The organism is Actinoplanes sp. NPDC051861 (assembly GCF_040681145.1).
In the GTDB taxonomy this organism is placed as follows: Bacteria; Actinomycetota; Actinomycetes; order Mycobacteriales; family Micromonosporaceae; genus Actinoplanes.
In genome coordinates this window covers 1-15,868 of the sequence record NZ_JBFAYE010000008.1, presented here as the reverse complement: position 1 = coordinate 15,868, position 15,868 = coordinate 1, and the positions used below count along the sequence as shown (strand labels likewise).

The window sequence follows — 15,868 nt, the reverse complement described above, 5'->3', positions numbered from 1 at the left end:
GGGTCGTCATGCGCAGCGGATGACAGTTCGCCCCGGATCTGCTGCGCTGGCCCGATGCGGATGGTGATCGTGACAGCGGGATCGCGCGGTGACGTGGCTCCCTTCACCGGCCTGGGCCAGCGGTTACGACAGGCGGGCCATCAGGTCACGCTGGCAGCGCACGACCGGTTCGCGTCACTCGTACGCGAAAGTGGTCTTGATCATCGATCGTTGCCCGGCGACCCGGTCGAGATGGTCCGCGCCCGCACCGCCGCCCCGTCCCCGGAGGCCGCCCGGTCGGTGTTCGCCACCTTCCTCGACGAACTCGGCGACGGTGTCGTGGCCGCCGCGACCGGCGCCGACGTCCTGCTGACCGCTTTCGGACCCGCCCCGCTCAGCCGTGCCGTCGCCGCCGCACACGGCATCCCGTGCGTCGGCGTCTATCTCGCACCCGGCGTGCCCACCCGGGAGTTCCCGCTTCCCGGCCGCCCCGCCTCCGACGACAACCTCGCCACCGGCCGGGAGATGCTGGCCGGGACCGACGCGCTCTACGCCGGTGTCCTGCGACGGCTCGGCCTGCCCACCGCCGCGCCGTCCGGTTCACCCGGCGCTCGACAGTCCCGGGCCGGCTCTGCGTCGCCCGTCTGCCACGGATACAGCCCAGCCGTGGTCCCCCGGCCCGCGGACTGGCCCGCCTCGGTCCACGTGACCGGATACTGGTGGCCGGCCACTCCCCCGGACTGGCACCCGCCCGCGCTGCTGAGCGACTTCCTGCAGGCCGGGCCGGCACCGGTGTTTCTCGGCTTCGGCAGCATGACCGACGAACGGATCCACGACGTGGTGACGGCCGCGGTGGCACGAGCCGGCGTGCGGGCCGTCATCCAGTCCGGCTGGGCCGCACTGGAGGCCGCCGGGGACGACACCCTGCTGGTCGGCGACCTGCCGCACGAGTGGCTGTTCCCGCGGACCGCGGCCGTCGTCCACCACGCCGGCGCCGGCACCACCGGCGCCGGCCTGCGCGCGGGCGTCCCCGCGGTGCCCGTTCCCGTGCTGCTGGACCAGCCGTTCTGGGCGGCGCGGCTGCACGCTCTCGGCGTCGCCCCGCAGCCCCTGCCACTCCAGGACCTGACCGCCGAGGCACTGAGCGACGCCCTGCGCACGTGCCTCACCGAGCCGTCCTACCGGGCCCGCGCCACCGAACTGGCCCACCGCCTCCGCGCCGAGGACGGAGCAGCCGGGGTCCTGGCCGCGCTCGGTCAGAGCCGCCCGGCTCGGCTGTCGGAACTCGGCCGGCGACGCCCGGCTTCGGGTCAGTCCAGGAGCTCGATGTAGCCGCCTGCGCCGTGGACGCGGATTCGGTGGCCGTCCTGGATCAGGCGGGTGGCGCCGTCGACGCCGACGACGGCGGGGAGGCCGTACTCGCGGGCGATCACCGCGCCGTGGCTCATCAGGCTGCCCACCTCCGTCACCAGGCCCGCGACGGTGACCAGTGCGGGTGTCCAGCTCGGGTCCGTGTACGCCGTGACCAGGATGTCGCCCGCCTGGAAATCCGCCTCCGCCATGTCCAGTACCACCCGCGCCCGGCCCTCGACCGTGCCGGTGGAGACCGCGAGGCCGACGAGGGCGCCGGCCGGCACGTCGTCGCGCCGGTAGGACCCCGTGATCATCTCGCCGTCCGAGGTGAGCACGCGCGGCGACGGGAGCGTCTCGAAGGTGCGGAACTCCTCCCTGCGGCGGCGGACGAGCTCGCCGTCGACCCGGCCGGTGCGCACGGCGTCGTGGAACTCCGGGAACGTCAGGTAGAAGACGTCCTCGGGGTCGGCGAGCCCGAGATTTCCGGCTTCGCGCTTCAGAGCCTGCTTGTAAACGAAATAACGGCTGATAATGATGTATTTCGGATACTCCCGGTACCCGATGAACGTTCGGAGGCGGTGGATCATCCGCTCGGCCTCGGCGGCCTTCGACTCGCCGTCGGGCAGCTCACGTAGGCGTACAAGATATTCTTGAGCCTTGTTCTCCGCCTGCCGGCGCCCGAGCTCGAAGCGACGCCGCGCCTCGCCCGGCTCGAAGTTCCGGACGCTGTCGAGAATGACCGGCAGCAGGGTGGCCGGCCGCTCGCTCCACCGTGGCCGGGTGATGTCGATCTCGCCGACGCAGCGCATGCCGTAACTGTCCAGGTAGGCCTCGATGGCCTCATGCGCCTCGGCACCGCCCGCCACCTTGGGCAATTCGTCGAGCGGACCACCGCTCGCCAGGAACGCCACCACCTCGGGATGCGGGCGGATCACGTCGGCGACGTCGAGCAGCGCCAGGCCCATCTCCGAGGTGATGTTGCCGGGTGCGGACAGCGTGAGGGTGTCGGCCGCGTTCGTTTCGCCCAGCCACTCCCGCAGCCTGTCGTTGAGCCACCACGTGGCTCCCATCCCGGCCATGATCGCCTGCATGCTCAGCGGATCACCGAGGTGGCGCTTGTGCTCCTCGAAAGCCTCGAGAAGGAAGTCGAACAGCGCCGGCCCGGACCTGGTCGCGATCTCACGGCGTAGGGCGGCGACGGATGCCTGACCGCGTTCGATCAACTCGGTCACGACGGCCGGATCGGTCTCGATCGGGCTGGGTGCGCCGCCCAGCAGCGGAGCGACGGGTTCGGCGTCCGGCCGCATCGGGACGAAGTCGCCGACGGCCTCCAGCGCGTCCCGGATCGACGGGTCACCCTTGCCCATGACGTCCAGCAGCGCGGCGCGGCCCGTGGGTGAGCTGAGCCGCTTCGTGACGTCGACGAAGAGCCGCCCGCCGGCCTCGACGAACGGCGCCATCGCGGTCATCCGCCACATCGACAGTCCCAGCGGCCTCATCGCGTCGGTCATCATCTGCTGATGGCCGACGGAGACGTACACGTGGTTCTCCCCGTCGCCGGTCTCCGGTACGGGAAACAGCGTCGTGATCGGCCGGCTCTGCACGATCGCGAACTCGTCGCCGGTCAGGCACCACTCGATGTCCTGGGGACGGCCGAAGTGCGCCTCGATCCGCCGGCCGAGCGCGGCGAGCCGCACGGCCTGCTCGTCGGTGAGGGCCGGCTGCTCCTGCCGCGCCGGATCGACCGTCTCCTCCCGGGTCCCGCCGCCCGGCACGGCGCTGACCACACGCTGTTTCGCCGCGATCGTCCGGCCGACGACCTCGCCGTCGCGCACCGTGAACACGTCGGCGTTCACCAGGCCGGAGACGAGCGCCTCGCCGAGACCGAACCCGGCGTCGATCGAGGTGACCCGGCGGTTGCCGGTGATCGGGTCGGCCGTGAACAGCACGCCGGCCGACTGCGGGAAGACCATCCGCTGCACCACGACGGCCATCCGGACCGACTCGTGGTCGAAGCCGTTGCGCAGCCGGTACGTGACCGCGCGCTCGGTGAACAGCGACGCCCAGCACCGGCTCACGTGCTCCAGGATCGCGTCCGCACCGACCACGTTGAGATACGTGTCCTGCTGACCCGCGAAGGAGGCCGTCGGCAGGTCCTCCGCGGTGGCGCTGGACCGCACGGCGTAGGGGCCGTCCTCGAGGGCCGCCCGGATCTCCGCCGCGATCTCGTCCGGAACGCCGACCGCCTCGATCATCCGGCGGATCTCGCCCGGACTCAGCCGCTCATCGATCGGCGGCACCAGCTCCATGACCTGCCGGAAAGCCTCCGTCGTCACGCAGAACCCGGCCGGCACCCGGACGCCCTCGATCCGGGACAGCTCGCCCAGATGCGCGCCCTTGCCGCCGACAGCCCCGACCCGCGTGCTGTCCACCTCGTCAAAGCCCAGTACGAACATTCGTCCGTTATACGTCAGTCGGGGCAGTCGTATCCGCCGACGAAATAGACGCACTCGGTGCGGTCGTCGCGGCGGGCGTCCTGGAGGTCGTTCCGCGCCTCACGGACCACGGCGACCTCGGGCAGCAACAGCAGCACCGCCAGCACCACCAGCGTGACGGCCAGGCCACGGGCCTCACTGCGACGGGCCAGGCCGGCGGCCACGAGCGGCACGGCGACCAGGGTGAGCCCGGTCAGCATCATGGTCAGGTCGATGGCGGCCGGGCCGGCGAGAAGAGGCAGCAGCGTGTCGCGGGTCAGCTCGGCGTTCTTGGAGCCGACGACGGCCAGCGCCGCCGCGGACAGCCAGATCACGACGAGGACCGACGAGGGGATCCACGACAGCACGGCACGCCGGGTCGGCAGGCGTCCGGCGGCATGCAGGGCGGACAGCCGGCGCCGGGTCCGGACGGCCACAGCGACACCGGCCAGGACGGCCACGAGGATCGCAACGCCGCCGGCGACCCGCATCGCGGCCCGCGCGGCGACCGGGTCGGTGAACCACTCCGGTGCCAGGCCGACCAGTGTGGCCGGGTTCGCCACGGCCAGCGCGGCCGCGACCAGTAGCCCACCGGTCAGGCCGATCGTTATCAGTCGGGCCAGTGCCCGTCCGGTCCCCCGCTGCTCAGTCACGCAGAGACATTAGTCATTGCCCGGGAGGTCGTTTGACCCGGGCGGCGATACTTGCCGCGGCACCTGGACAGGCCGGGGCCGGAGGGAGCGGGTCGATGACGCAGGCGCCGATGCCGGACGGCGCGGGGAACAACAACGCCCCGCAAGCCCGCGGCAGCGCGGCCGTCGGCGCCGCCAGGGTTCCCGCGCCCGCGCCCGCTGCCGGCACTGTTTACGGCGGCGGCCCCACCCCCACGCCGAAACCCCGCCGCACCCTGCTGGCCGTCCTCATCCCCACCCTCGTCCTGGCCGGCCTCCTCGGCAGCGGAGCCGCCGTCCAGCTGACCCGCGACCTGCCCCGGCCGACGCTGACCAGCGACATCACCGCCACCCTGCGGATTCCCGGCAAGCCGGCCTCGATGCCCTGGCCCGGCACCGGCTCCGCCGAGCTGATGATCGAGGGCCTCGGCCGCCTCGGCGGCTCCGGGTCCGGCCCGGCCCAGCCGATCGGCAGCGTCGCCAAGGTGATGACCGCTTACGTGATCCTGCAGAACCACCCGCTCGACGGCGACCAGGAGGGGCCCACCCTCACCGTCACCGCCGACGACGTTGAGGACTACGAAGGCCGCAAGGTGACCGGCCAGTCCCTGGTCCACGTCGAGGAGGGCGAGAAGCTCACCGAACGCGACGCCCTCGAGGCGCTCATGCTGCCCTCGGCCAACAACATCGCCCACCAGCTGGCGATCTGGGACGCCGGGAGCGAGGACGCGTTCGTCGACAGGATGAATGCGGCCGCCGACGAGCTGGGCATGGCCAACACGGAGTACAGCGATCCGAGCGGTTTCCTCCCGACCACCATCAGCACCGCCGCCGACCAGGTCATTCTCGGTCGCGCCGCACTGAAACTGCCCGCCTTCGCCGAGATCGTCGAGCTGCCGGACGCCACGATCCCGGTCGCTGGAAAGATCAATAACTACAACGACCTGCTCGGTGAGAACGGTGTCTTCGGCATCAAGACCGGCTCCACCGACCAGGCGGGCGGCTGCCTGCTCTTCGCGGCCCGCCTCAAGGTCGGCGCGAAGACGCTGATCATCATCGGCGCGGTCTTCAACCAGCCCGGTGCGAACACTCCCGAGCAGCTCGCCGCGGTCAACAAGGTGGTGCGCAAGCTGCTGACGTCGGTCCGCAAGACCGTCAAGGAGTACGAGCTGCTGCCCACGGCGCCGGCCGGCCGGGTGGAGACCGCGTGGGGCGAGACCGCCACGATCAGCCCGGCGACGCCGCTCAAGGTGGTGGGCTGGCCGGGCCTGTCGGTCCCGGTCAAGGTCCGGACCACGGCGCCGGCCGAGGGAATCGCCGCCGGCCAGGAGGTGGGAGAGGTCGAAGCTTCAGGGGTACGCGTGAAGCTTCACACCGACACGGCGGCTCCCGAGCCGTCGCTGTGGTGGCGCCTCACCCGCCTCGAATAGCGGCGTTGATCTCGATCAGGTGGCCGTCGGGGTCGCGCAGGAACGCGCGGACCTCGCCGCCCCATTCGGGTTCGACCGGTTCGCCGAGCAGCTCGACGCCCGCCGCCACCAGGTCCGCGCAGGCCGCCCGGCAGTCGTCGACCTGCACCACGACGGCGGCGGCCACCGCGCGGGCCGAGGCGTCCGGTGCCACCAGAGCGACATCCGGCCGGTCCGGCGGCGGCTCACCACCGGCGGCCAGGTGCAGGATCCCCGGCCCGCCGGTGAGCTTCGCGTACCCCGCCCACTCCACCGCCGGCTCGAACCCCAGCCGGCGGTAGAACGACACACTCCGCGCGACATCCCGCACGACCAGCAGCGGCGCTATCCCCGAAATCAGCACGGGGGCACGCTACCGGTTCAGCGAGATCACCTTGCTGATCAGCCCGCTGCCGGGGAAGTCGAGCATCAGCATGCCGGTGCGCACCACGGGCGTGTGCACCTCGGGGCCCTCGTTCAGGTACGTGAGCAGGAACGGGTTGACGCCCTGCACCCCGAACGCCCCGCCGGCCACCTGCTGCGGCTGCGCGAAGACGCTGGAACCGCTGGCGAAGTTGACGTACATCGTGGCCGGGTCACCCGCGCTGGTCACGTCGAGGAACCGGCGGACCTGGTCGCGCTTGGTCGCGATGGCACCCACGTTCGGCACCGTGTACTCGTCCTGCACGTACGTCGACGACCCGTCGTCCCAGCCGGCGAACTGCGCTAGCCCGTACCGCTCGATCGCACCGCCGCGCGGGCCGTGCATCACCGCCAGCACGACCCGGCCACGGATCGCGCCGAGCGTGGGCGTGGCCGCCGCTGCCGAACGGTTCACCGACGGCTGCCAGAAGAGGTTCGGGTGGCGTCCCGCGTACATGTCGAAGATGTCCGCGAAACTCCGCTGGCCGCCCACGTCGGTGCACGACCCGAACTCGCCCGTGCACTCCTGCTTGAGCCGCATCACCACGGTCTCGCGCGGATGCGCCGCCAGGAAGCCGCTCAGCCGCCCGAGCACGTCGTCGAAGTTCGCGTTCTGATAGCTGGCCCCGTGGTGGATCGTGAACGTGTTCCCACTGTTCACCCGCGCCCGGACGTCGATCATCCGAATCCCGGCGGTGAGCTGGCGCGCGAGCGTACCCCCGCTGTCCCCGAAGTTCTCCTGCGTCTGCGTCAGGATGCCGCCGTGGATCGACATGGTCTCGTGCGTGCCGGGGATCGAGAGGGCGGCCAGGCTCGTGGTGTCGGCCAGCGGCCCCATCCAGTCCGGATTGTTCGCGGCCCCGAGAGTCCGGTACGAAGCGTCGGCGGCGAACGCCGGCTGCGGCGCGAGCAGACCGACCACGACAGCACAGACCCCGGCCAGGGCGACATGAAGACGTTTCACATAAAGGAATCTATCGATGCATCGCGCCCCGGCCAAGCCCCCGGATCCCCACAAGGCGGGCGGTCAGGCGGCCAGCCTGTCGCGGCCCCTGTCCCACAGGCGGCGTACGGCGGGGAGGACCTCGGAGACCGCGGGGATGCCGGGTTCGGGGGCTCGTTCGCCGACCGCGAGGGCCGGGGCGGAGCGGGAGAGGGAGCCGGCCATCCGGTCGACGTCGGTCATGATCGAGCCGGTCAGGACCAGGACGCCGGTGTCGTCGAGTTCGGTTCGGACCGTACGCAGGGTGTGTTTGCGCTGTTCGCGCAGGCCCTCCAGGAGGTTCGTGAGGGTGGCTTCGGCATCCGGGTCGGCGACCAGGGTGGCGTGGGCGGTGAAGGCCTCGGCGGCGGTGGTGAGGACCTCGCCGACCTGGCCGGGCACGTCGGCTGCGTGCGGGGTGACGGTCGCGTCGAACATCGAGCGGGCCACCGAGTTCACCTGGTGCACGCCGTGCTCCAGTACGCGCGTCGTCTGCTGCAGGGGCACGACCTGCGCGACCGGGGTGGTCAGCGACCAGCGGGCCTGCTTGGTCAGGTCCTCGACCGCCGCGGTGGCGTCGTCGAGGTCCTCGTCGAGTTCGCGGGAGCGGGCCAGCCAGCCGGCGGCCTGCTCCTGGGAGTAGCCGTCCCGGGCACCGGCGCCCAGGTCGGCGAGCAGGCCGGCGATCTCGGCCGACAGGTGCGCCAGCTTGTGCCGGGCCCGCTCGAGCGGGGTCATGCCGCCGACCAGCGGCGACAGGATCATGCCGACGACGATGCCGAGGGCGGTGGTGGCGACGCGCTGCCAGACGAAGGCCTCGGTGACCGTGCTGCCGGCCACCAGGATGCCGAGCGAGGTCGCCGGCACCGCGACCGAGCCGTCGCCGAGCCGCAGCAGGCGCCCCGCGGCGAGCCCGCAGGCGGCGATCACCGCGATGGACAGCGGGGAGAGCCCGAACGCCTTCCACACGGCGACCGCTCCGGCGATGCCGGCGAGGGTGGCGATCAGGCGCTGCGTACCCTCCCGCAGCGAGGCGTGCGAGCTCATCTGCACCGACAGCACCGCCGAGATGGCCGCTGTCACCGGGCCGATCAGGTCCAGCGTCGTCGCGGCCGACCACGCGATACCCGCCGCGACGCCGGTCACCACGATGGAGCGGGACGCCTCACCGTCGATCCGGTCGCAGCATCGGCGGGCGAGGCGCCGCAACCGCTCCGGCAGGTGCGGCCGGATCCGGGCGACAACGGCGTGGTAGGCGGCGGCGACCGCGGGGCGGACCTTGCGACGGAGCAGCGCCGCGACGGCCGCGCAGAGCGCGAGACCCACCGCGACGATCGTGAGCGGGCTGACGGACTGGAGCAACGGTGGAACTTTCTCTCTCGGTGACGGTTTCCGGGCGCGGGGAGGAGGTTTCCCCGCGTTCAAAAGTTACGGTCGGTCACGCGAGCGAAAAGGTTAAATCGGAAGAATGTGGCGGGCGTCGCTATCGAACGGCTTACCGTACGGCGTGCAGCCGCTCGATCGTCCCGGCCTTCAGCCGCTCCGCCTCGACCACCTCGAAGCCGGCCCGGCGGATCAGCGGCAGTGACCGGCGGGTGAAGTGCTCGCCGGCGGTCGGCACGGTCACGCGTTCCAGCAGCCACTGAGCGGCGCGAACGGGCGGCCAGGTGCTCCCGATGTGATCGAGCAGCAGCAGGCGGCCGCCCGGCACGAGCACCCGCCGCATCTCGGCGACCGCGGCGCGCGAGTCGGGGATCGCGCACAGTGACAGCGCGCAGACGACGGTGTCGAAGCTCTCGCCGGCGAACGGCAGGTGCTCAGCGTCACCCTCGCGCAGGTCGGCGGTCATGCCGAGGTTCGCGGCGCGCTGCCGAGCGTACTCCAGCATCGCGGGACTCAGGTCGATGCCGGTGACGGTCGTCCCGGCCGGATAGTGCGGCAGATTGCGGCCGGTGCCGACGCCCACGTCGAGGACCCGGCCGGCGGCGCGGGCACCGAGCCACTCCCGGCCGCCGGTGAACCAGTGACGCTCCAGGAACGCGATCTGCCGGTCGTAATCGGGCGCGGTCCGGTTCCAGACGCGCCGTGCCTTGGTGGTCCGCGATGACTCCTCCACACCTGAAAGCTAAGACCCCGCGGTCAATCCAGGCGAGCCCGGACCTCGTCGAGGCGGCGGGCCAGGAACGTGCGCTCGGTTTCGTTGGCTGTCAGGTGGAGCGCTTCCGCGTACGCTTGCATCGCCTCGGCAAAGCGCCCCGCCTGCCGCAAGAAATCCGCCCTGGCCGCCGCGAGATAGCCGTAACCCGCCAGGGCAGGCTCGCCCAGCAACGGCTCAAGGGCCGCCAGGCCCGCCTCCGGACCGTCCCGCATGCCCACCGCGACCGCCCGGTTGAGATCCACCACGGGCGACGGCCACAGCTGCCGGAGCACGTCGTAGAGGGCGGCGATCTCGGTCCAGTCGGTGTCCACCCAGGACGCGGCCTCCGCGTGCACGGCCGCGACGGCCGCCTGGACGGCATAGCGGCCCGGCTGCCGGCGCAGGGCCGTGCCGAGCAGCGCGGTCCCCTCCTCGATCAGCTCGGCGTCCCAGCGGCTCCGGTCCTGATCGGCGAGGAGGACGAGCCCACCCTCGGCGTCGACGCGAGCGCGGTGCCGCGCGTCGATCAGCAGCATCAGCGCCAGCAGGCCGGAAACCTCGCTCTCGTCCGGCAGCAACGTGTGCATCACCCGGCAAAGGTGGATCGCGGTCCCGGTGAGATCGCGGCGCATGAGCGTGGTGCCGTCCGGCGCGGTGTGCCCGGTCGTGAAGATCAGGTGCAGCGTGTCGAGGACCGCGCTGACGCGTTCCGGCAGGTCGGCGGCGCCCGGCACCCGATAGGGGATGCGTGCCGCGCTGATCTTCCGTTTGGCTCGGGTGATCCGCGCCGCCATCGTCGGCTCCCGTACCAGGAAGGCGCGGGCCACCTCGGCGGTGGTGAGCCCGCCCAGCAGGCGCAGCGTGAGCGCGACCTGCGCCTCGTGAGCCAGCGCCGGATGACAGCAGGTGAAGATCAGCCGCAGCCGGTCGTCGTCGACGAGCGGCGTCTCCGCGTCCTCCGGGCCCGGCTGCACGTCGTCGACCACCAGCAGCGGCAGCGAGCGCCGCAGCACCGTCTCGCGCCGCAGCAGGTCGCGGGCCCGGTTGCGGGCCACCGTCGTCAGCCACGCACCGGGCCGCTCCGGCACGCCGTCGCGGGACCAGACCAGCAGGGCTTTCGCGTACGCGTCCTGCGCGCACTCCTCGGCGAGGTCCAGACCACGGGCGACGCGCACCGTGGAGGCGAGCACGGCGGCCCACTCCCGCCGGTACGCGTCGGCGACCGCGTCGCTCGTGTTCAGCTGGCGTCCCAGATCGGGCGGATCTCGACGGCGCAGTGGTCCCAGCTCAGCTCGGGCAGCCGGCGGGCCATCGTGATCACCGCGTCGAGATCGGGCGCCTCGACGACGTAGTAGCCGCCGAGCACCTCCTTGGTCTCCAGGAACGCCCCGTCGGTGACGGTCGTGCCGCGCAGCGTCGTGGTCGCGTCGGTGAGCCGCAGCCGGTTGCCGTCCAGGACGGCCTCGCCGGCCGCGGCGTTGAAGTTCCGGTGACCCGCGTCGAGGTGCTCGATCTCCGCCGGGCTCATCGTGTCCCACCGCTGCTCGTTGCCGTGGATGAGGAGCATATACTTGGCCATGTGACTGTCCGTTCGCCGTAGGAACCTTTCCTTTTCTCTCATGCGACGAACGGACCGCGCGCCGATCGACAGCTCGTCCCGTTCTTGTCGCACCCTGTCGCTAGCCTGCTCCGCATGGGTCTGGCGATCAGTGTGGGAGTCCTGGCGGATCTCGGCGAGGAGGAGCGCGACGACGAGCGCGCCTACCTCGACCGGCTCAGCGCGGTGCTGGCGGGTGAGGGCGTCACCTGGCGCGAGCCGGGCACCGAGCCGGTGCGGTCCGAGCGCCCGGTCGCGGGCAGTTTCCGTATTCGTGGTTGCACTACCTCCGCCGGGTCTACGCGCTGGCCAACCAGGGCAAGCCGGTCACGCCGGTCGCCGACCACGCCGAACGCGACCGGGACAACGACGTGGTCGAGGACGAGGCGCTGATGTTCGAGTCGCACCTGCTGTGCCACTCGGACTGCGACGGGTTCTACGTGCCGGTGGCGTTCGACTTCCCGGTCTTCGTGTCGGGCACCGACGACTTCGGCGGCGGGATGATCGGATCCAGTCAGGGCCTTCTCGCCGAGCTGCGGCGCTGCGCCCCGGCGATCGGGATCCGGCTGGAGCCGGACGGCGAGCTGTCCGACGAGGAGGCCGAGCGGATCGGCGGGCTGGAGGACGATGCTCCCTTCCACATCGAGTCGGTGGTGTGGCTGACGCTGCACGAGGCCTGCCGCGAGAGCATCGCGGGCGGGCACGCGATCGCCTTCCAGTGACCTACCCGACCCGGAGGGCCAGCTTGCCGACGTAGTGCTCCGCCAGGGCGCGGTGCGCGGCGGCGGCCTTCTCCAGCGGGAAGGTTCCGCTGAGGTGGACCTCGAACGTGCTCTCCTCGATGATCGCGTTCAGCCGGTCGAGGGCGGCGCGGCTGCGGTCCCCGTCGTAGGCGGAGGCCGCCGCGTCCGAGGGCGTCACGGGCACCGGCTGCACACCGTTCGGCCAGGCGATCTTCTTGATCCCGTGCAGCGACTTCTCGGTGTCCGGCCCGCCGGCGGTGACCAGGGCGGCGTCGATCCCGCCCGGCGCGAACTCGCGCGCCGCGGCCGGCACGTCGTCCCTGCGGCCGTCGACGACGTGGTCGGCGCCGAGCCGCCGGGCCAGGGCGACACCGTCCGCACCGGAGGCCACGGCCAGCACGCGAATGCCCTGATGCCGCGCCAGTTGCACGGCCATGTGCCCGATGCCACCGCTGGCACCGAAGACCATGAGCGTCTGGCCGGGCTGCAGGCCGAGCGTGTCGAGACCGCTCAGCGCGGTCAGGGCGTCCCAGGCCATCGAGCCGGCCTGCTCGGCCGGCAACCGGCCGGGACGGTGGGCCACGAAGTCCGACTCCACCACCGCGTACTCGGCGTAGAAGCCGCCGCGCACGACCGGCATCGTCGCGGCGTAGACGCTGTCGCCCACCGCGAAGCTGGTGACGTCGCGGCCGACCGCGGCCACCGTGCCCGCGGCGTCCCAGCCGAGGACGTAGGGAAAGGTGGTCGCGACGCCGAAGACGCCGTCGTAGTGCCCCTCCCGCTCCTCGGCGTCCCAGGACGCGGCACCGGCGAACTGCACCCGGATCAGGACGTCGCCGTCGCCGACCTCCGGGAGCGGGATCCGGCGGGGCGAGAGCTCGCCGGCTCCGCCGAACCGGTCGAGGACGATCGCGTTCATCTCCGTGCTGTGCATCGGACCCCCTTGATTACTTGATCGAATCAAGGATTATCGAAGCACAGTTGTTTGAGCGAATCAAGTAACTGCTCTAGGCTGGGGCCGTGGCCGTGCCGAACAAACCCGTGACCACCTCGTCCGAGGCCGAAGCCGCCCTGTTCGACATGGTCGACGTCTACGACCGCGCCTACGAGGTGGCCGCGGCCGGGCTGTCACTCAGCCCGGCCCAGGCGTGCGTGCTGGGGCGGCTCGGCGAGCGGCGCGGCATGGGCGCGCTGGCCGAGGAGCTCGGCTGCGACGCCTCCAACATCACCCAGATCGTCACCCGCCTCGAAGCGCTCGGCCTGGTGACCCGCGAACCGGACCCGCGCGACCGCCGCGGACGGCTGGTCGCGCGGACCCCGCGAGGGGACGAGATCAACGACCGGTTCGCCACCGACTTCACCTTCGCCCGCGCGGCCGTCGGACGGCTCTCACCGGCGGAGCAGGACCAGTTGACGGCGCTGCTGCGCAAAGCGCTGGGCTGAGATCAGCCGAAGCTCGGGGTGGTGCCGCACTTCACGCCCTGGTTGATGCAGGTGCGCACCAGCGGGCCCAGGACCTTGGGATCCCAGCCGTTCATCATGTCCATGTGCGCCGACGAGGGCAGGCCGGACGAGAGCTTGAAACCGTCGCCGCCGCGCGTCTCGTACGTGAAAAGCTCTGAGATCGACGGGATCGCGACCGGGAATTTGCCGCTGGCGCAGGTGCCGTCCGGTCCGGTCGGGCCGACGTGCGACTTGTGGTCGGGCGAGTCGACGTGCTTGCCGTCCCAGCAGTCCGGGAACGTGATCGAGATGATCATCCGGCCGCCCTTGGCGCAGAGGGGCCAGTTGCCGTCGGCGCTGCGGCCGATCTCGGCGGTCCCGGCGCACCAGAACTGGTTGATGCCGGAGTTCTTCGGCGTGGGCTCCTGGCGCTTCGCGTCGCCGGCGATCATCACGAGGCCGGGCGGCAGGATCTTGGTGGCCTCGGGGTTCTTCAGCTTGGAGCCGTAGTAGATCCGGAAGCCGTGCAGCGGCACCGGCTTGCCGTTCCTCGTGAGCTGCGGCATCCAGTACGCGGAGTTGTCGCCGTCGGTCTGGCAGCTGGTCTTCTTCGCCCTCAGCAGGTCGTTCGTGGTCGTGCTCGCACCGATGACGCTCGGGCCGAAGAACGTGTGCATGTGGGAGGCTCCGGGCAGGCCGGGGAAGACGATGGCGTCGTCGGGGCCTTCCTTGGCGATGGTGCAGTCGACGTGGAACTCGGGGACCTTGACCGGGTTGTTGGTGATCGGCGCGGGCTTGAGGGCTTCGAACGCGGCCAGTTGTTTCGCCCAGAGGGCTTGATCAACCTTCACCCAGCCGCCCGGCCTCGGCTTCGGCTTCGCCGGCGCCGTTGTCGGATTTATCCGGCTTTTCGTGGTTTTTGGGCTGGGGCTAGCCACCGCGCTGGGCTCGCTCGGCGCGGAGTAGGTCTGCAGCGCCTCCGCCGCCGCGGGCTCCAGTGCCGCGGGCTCGGACCCCTGGCCGGTGACGGCGACGTAGCCGCCGACGGCGAGCGCGGACGCGACAGCGACGGCGAGGACGGCCCGGATGACACGGCGGCGCGTCCGCGAGTTCTCAGTGTGCATTCCGATCCTTCATTCCTCGTCCGGCCTCTTCCGGTTCCGGGAGGAAGTATGACCAGGTCAGACCGCATCATCAAGAATGGAAAAAGTGTTATTGAACAGTGCCGCAGGTGGCCGCGATCTCCACTCTCGATAACACTTTTGTTTTAATTCCGGCTTAAGTTCCGTGATCATCCGCGCCGGCCGCGGCCATGTAACACGTCATTTTGTTCCGGAACCGGCGGCTTATATTGACCAACTTCTGTAAACATTCTTAATCTTTCACGACCCGTAGTCATCCCCCACGAAGGGTCGCGTCCCCATGACCATCAGGAGAAGGAGCAGGTGGGCGTCGGTCGCCGCCGCGCTCACGGTCGCCGCGGCCGGCACCGCCATCGCCCTCGCCAACCAGGGCGTCTCCCAGGCGGCCGTGCTGCCCAACGGTTTCAAGAGCGTCGGCTACATGCCGTCCTGGGCCGGCAGCGTCACCAGCGTCCAGTACAGCAAGCTGACCCACATCAACTACTCGTTCGCGCTGCCCAACGCGAACGGGACGCTGCAGCCCATCGAGAACACCGCCAAGCTGCAGCAGCTTGTCACTCTCGGTCACCAGAACAACGTCAAGATCTCGCTCGCCATCGGCGGCTGGAACGACGGCAACGACTCCGCATTCGAGACGCTGGCCGCCAGCGCCGGCGGCCGCACCACGTTCGTCAACGCGGTCATGAGCACGGTCCGCCAGTACGGCCTGGACGGCGTCGACATCGACTGGGAGTACCCGGACCCGGGCACGTCCGGCAACAACTACACAGCTCTGATGGGCCAGCTCAGCACGGCTCTGCACAACGAGGGCAAGCTGCTGACCGCCGCGGTGGTCAGTGAGGGCGGCACGGCCAACGGGGTCCAGCCCGCCGTGTTCGGCTATGTGGACTGGCTCAACATCATGGCGTACGACGGTGGCAGCCCCCACGCCGGTTACGACTGGTCGATCAACGCGGCGAACTTCTGGAAGAGCCGTGGACTGCCCAAGGCCAAGACCGTGCTCGGGGTGCCCTTCTACAGCCGGCCGGGGTATTACACGTACGCCCAGCTGGTCGCGATGGACCCGGCCAACGCCAACCGGGACTGCACGACGGCCGGTGGCGCCCAGCAGTGCTACAACGGCCTGCCGACCATCCGCCGCAAGACCCAGTGGGCCATGGCCAACGCCGGCGGCATCATGAACTGGGAGCTGTCCCAGGACGCGACCGGGGCGAACTCGCTGGTCAGCGCGATCTACGAAACCGTCATGGGTGGTGGGCCGACCAACCCGCCGACCGGACGGACCGGGCGCATCACCGGCATCGGCGGCAAGTGCGTCGATGTGGCGTCGGCGAGCAGCGCCAACGGTACGGCGGTCCAGCTCTACGACTGCAACGGCACGACCGCGCAGACGTGGACGGTCGGCACCGACGGCACGATCCGGGCCCTCGGCAAGTGCCTCGACGTCGCCGCCGCCGGCACCGCGAACGGCTCACT

At 71.0% G+C, this 15,868-nt stretch carries 15 protein-coding genes; 5 read left to right on the top strand and 10 right to left on the bottom strand.

Going from position 1 to position 15,868, the window contains the following annotated elements; translation table 11 throughout:
• Positions 1 to 54 precede the first annotated feature (54 nt).
• Entirely contained in the window at positions 55 to 1,311 is a 1,257-nt protein-coding gene (locus AB0M02_RS22345) for a glycosyltransferase (protein WP_364229579.1), read from the top strand.
• Here the strand turns inward: AB0M02_RS22345 and rph are convergent.
• Together rph and AB0M02_RS22335 are read right to left on the bottom strand one after the other, a co-directional pair.
• A complete protein-coding gene (gene rph, locus AB0M02_RS22340; protein ID WP_364229577.1) occupies positions 1,290 to 3,788 on the bottom strand; it encodes a rifamycin-inactivating phosphotransferase in 2,499 nt (832 codons plus the stop codon). The genes AB0M02_RS22345 and rph overlap by 22 nt on opposite strands.
• Positions 3,789 to 3,802: 14 nt before the next feature.
• Positions 3,803 to 4,459, bottom strand: a complete 657-nt coding sequence (locus AB0M02_RS22335; RefSeq protein WP_364229576.1) for a hypothetical protein — start codon at positions 4,457 to 4,459, stop codon at positions 3,803 to 3,805.
• Positions 4,460 to 4,554: 95 nt separating this feature from the next.
• Between AB0M02_RS22335 and AB0M02_RS22330 the strand changes: the two genes are divergently transcribed.
• Positions 4,555 to 5,907: a D-alanyl-D-alanine carboxypeptidase gene (locus tag AB0M02_RS22330; protein WP_364229574.1), complete on the top strand. Its 1,353-nt coding sequence runs from the start codon at positions 4,555 to 4,557 to the stop codon at positions 5,905 to 5,907.
• Here the strand turns inward: AB0M02_RS22330 and AB0M02_RS22325 are convergent.
• The 6 genes from AB0M02_RS22325 to AB0M02_RS22300 form a co-directional block, all read right to left on the bottom strand.
• Entirely contained in the window at positions 5,891 to 6,289 is a 399-nt protein-coding gene (locus AB0M02_RS22325; protein WP_364229572.1) for a VOC family protein, read from the bottom strand. The two genes, AB0M02_RS22330 and AB0M02_RS22325, sit on opposite strands and share 17 nt — an antisense overlap.
• A 9-nt stretch (positions 6,290 to 6,298) precedes the next feature.
• Complete coding sequence (locus tag AB0M02_RS22320; protein ID WP_364229570.1) at positions 6,299 to 7,312, bottom strand: phosphatidylinositol-specific phospholipase C; 1,014 nt, start codon at positions 7,310 to 7,312, stop codon at positions 6,299 to 6,301.
• 63 nt (positions 7,313 to 7,375) lie between these two features.
• Positions 7,376 to 8,692, bottom strand: a complete 1,317-nt coding sequence (locus AB0M02_RS22315) for an aromatic acid exporter family protein (protein ID WP_364229568.1) — start codon at positions 8,690 to 8,692, stop codon at positions 7,376 to 7,378.
• 133 nt (positions 8,693 to 8,825) lie between these two features.
• On the bottom strand, positions 8,826 to 9,446 hold the full coding sequence (locus AB0M02_RS22310; protein ID WP_364229566.1) for a methyltransferase domain-containing protein: 621 nt from the start codon (positions 9,444 to 9,446) through the stop codon (positions 8,826 to 8,828).
• A 23-nt stretch (positions 9,447 to 9,469) separates the two neighbouring features.
• On the bottom strand, positions 9,470 to 10,657 hold the full coding sequence (locus AB0M02_RS22305) for a DUF6596 domain-containing protein (RefSeq protein WP_364229564.1): 1,188 nt from the start codon (positions 10,655 to 10,657) through the stop codon (positions 9,470 to 9,472).
• 47 nt (positions 10,658 to 10,704) lie between these two features.
• On the bottom strand, positions 10,705 to 11,046 hold the full coding sequence (locus AB0M02_RS22300) for a YciI family protein (protein ID WP_364229562.1): 342 nt from the start codon (positions 11,044 to 11,046) through the stop codon (positions 10,705 to 10,707).
• 296 nt (positions 11,047 to 11,342) lie between these two features.
• On the opposite strand from AB0M02_RS22300, the gene AB0M02_RS22295 reads away from it, so the two are divergent.
• Positions 11,343 to 11,786 (top strand): hypothetical protein, encoded by a 444-nt coding sequence (locus AB0M02_RS22295; RefSeq protein ID WP_364229560.1) that lies wholly within the window; start codon positions 11,343 to 11,345, stop codon positions 11,784 to 11,786.
• A gap of 1 nt (position 11,787) precedes the next feature.
• Here AB0M02_RS22295 and AB0M02_RS22290 read toward each other — a convergent pair whose 3' ends face one another.
• Entirely contained in the window at positions 11,788 to 12,741 is a 954-nt protein-coding gene (locus tag AB0M02_RS22290) for an NADP-dependent oxidoreductase (RefSeq protein ID WP_364229559.1), read from the bottom strand.
• 86 nt (positions 12,742 to 12,827) lie between these two features.
• Here AB0M02_RS22290 and AB0M02_RS22285 point away from each other — a divergent pair, with 86 nt between their 5' ends.
• Positions 12,828 to 13,250, top strand: coding sequence for a MarR family transcriptional regulator (locus tag AB0M02_RS22285; RefSeq protein WP_364229557.1), 423 nt, complete (start codon positions 12,828 to 12,830; stop codon positions 13,248 to 13,250).
• 2 nt (positions 13,251 to 13,252) lie between these two features.
• Here the strand turns inward: AB0M02_RS22285 and AB0M02_RS22280 are convergent, their stop codons facing one another.
• A complete protein-coding gene (locus tag AB0M02_RS22280) occupies positions 13,253 to 14,374 on the bottom strand; it encodes a DUF1996 domain-containing protein (RefSeq protein ID WP_364229555.1) in 1,122 nt (373 codons plus the stop codon).
• 298 nt (positions 14,375 to 14,672) lie between these two features.
• Here AB0M02_RS22280 and AB0M02_RS22275 point away from each other — a divergent pair.
• Positions 14,673 to 15,868: glycosyl hydrolase family 18 protein (locus tag AB0M02_RS22275; protein WP_364229554.1), on the top strand; the 1,196-nt coding region annotated here is incomplete at its 3' end.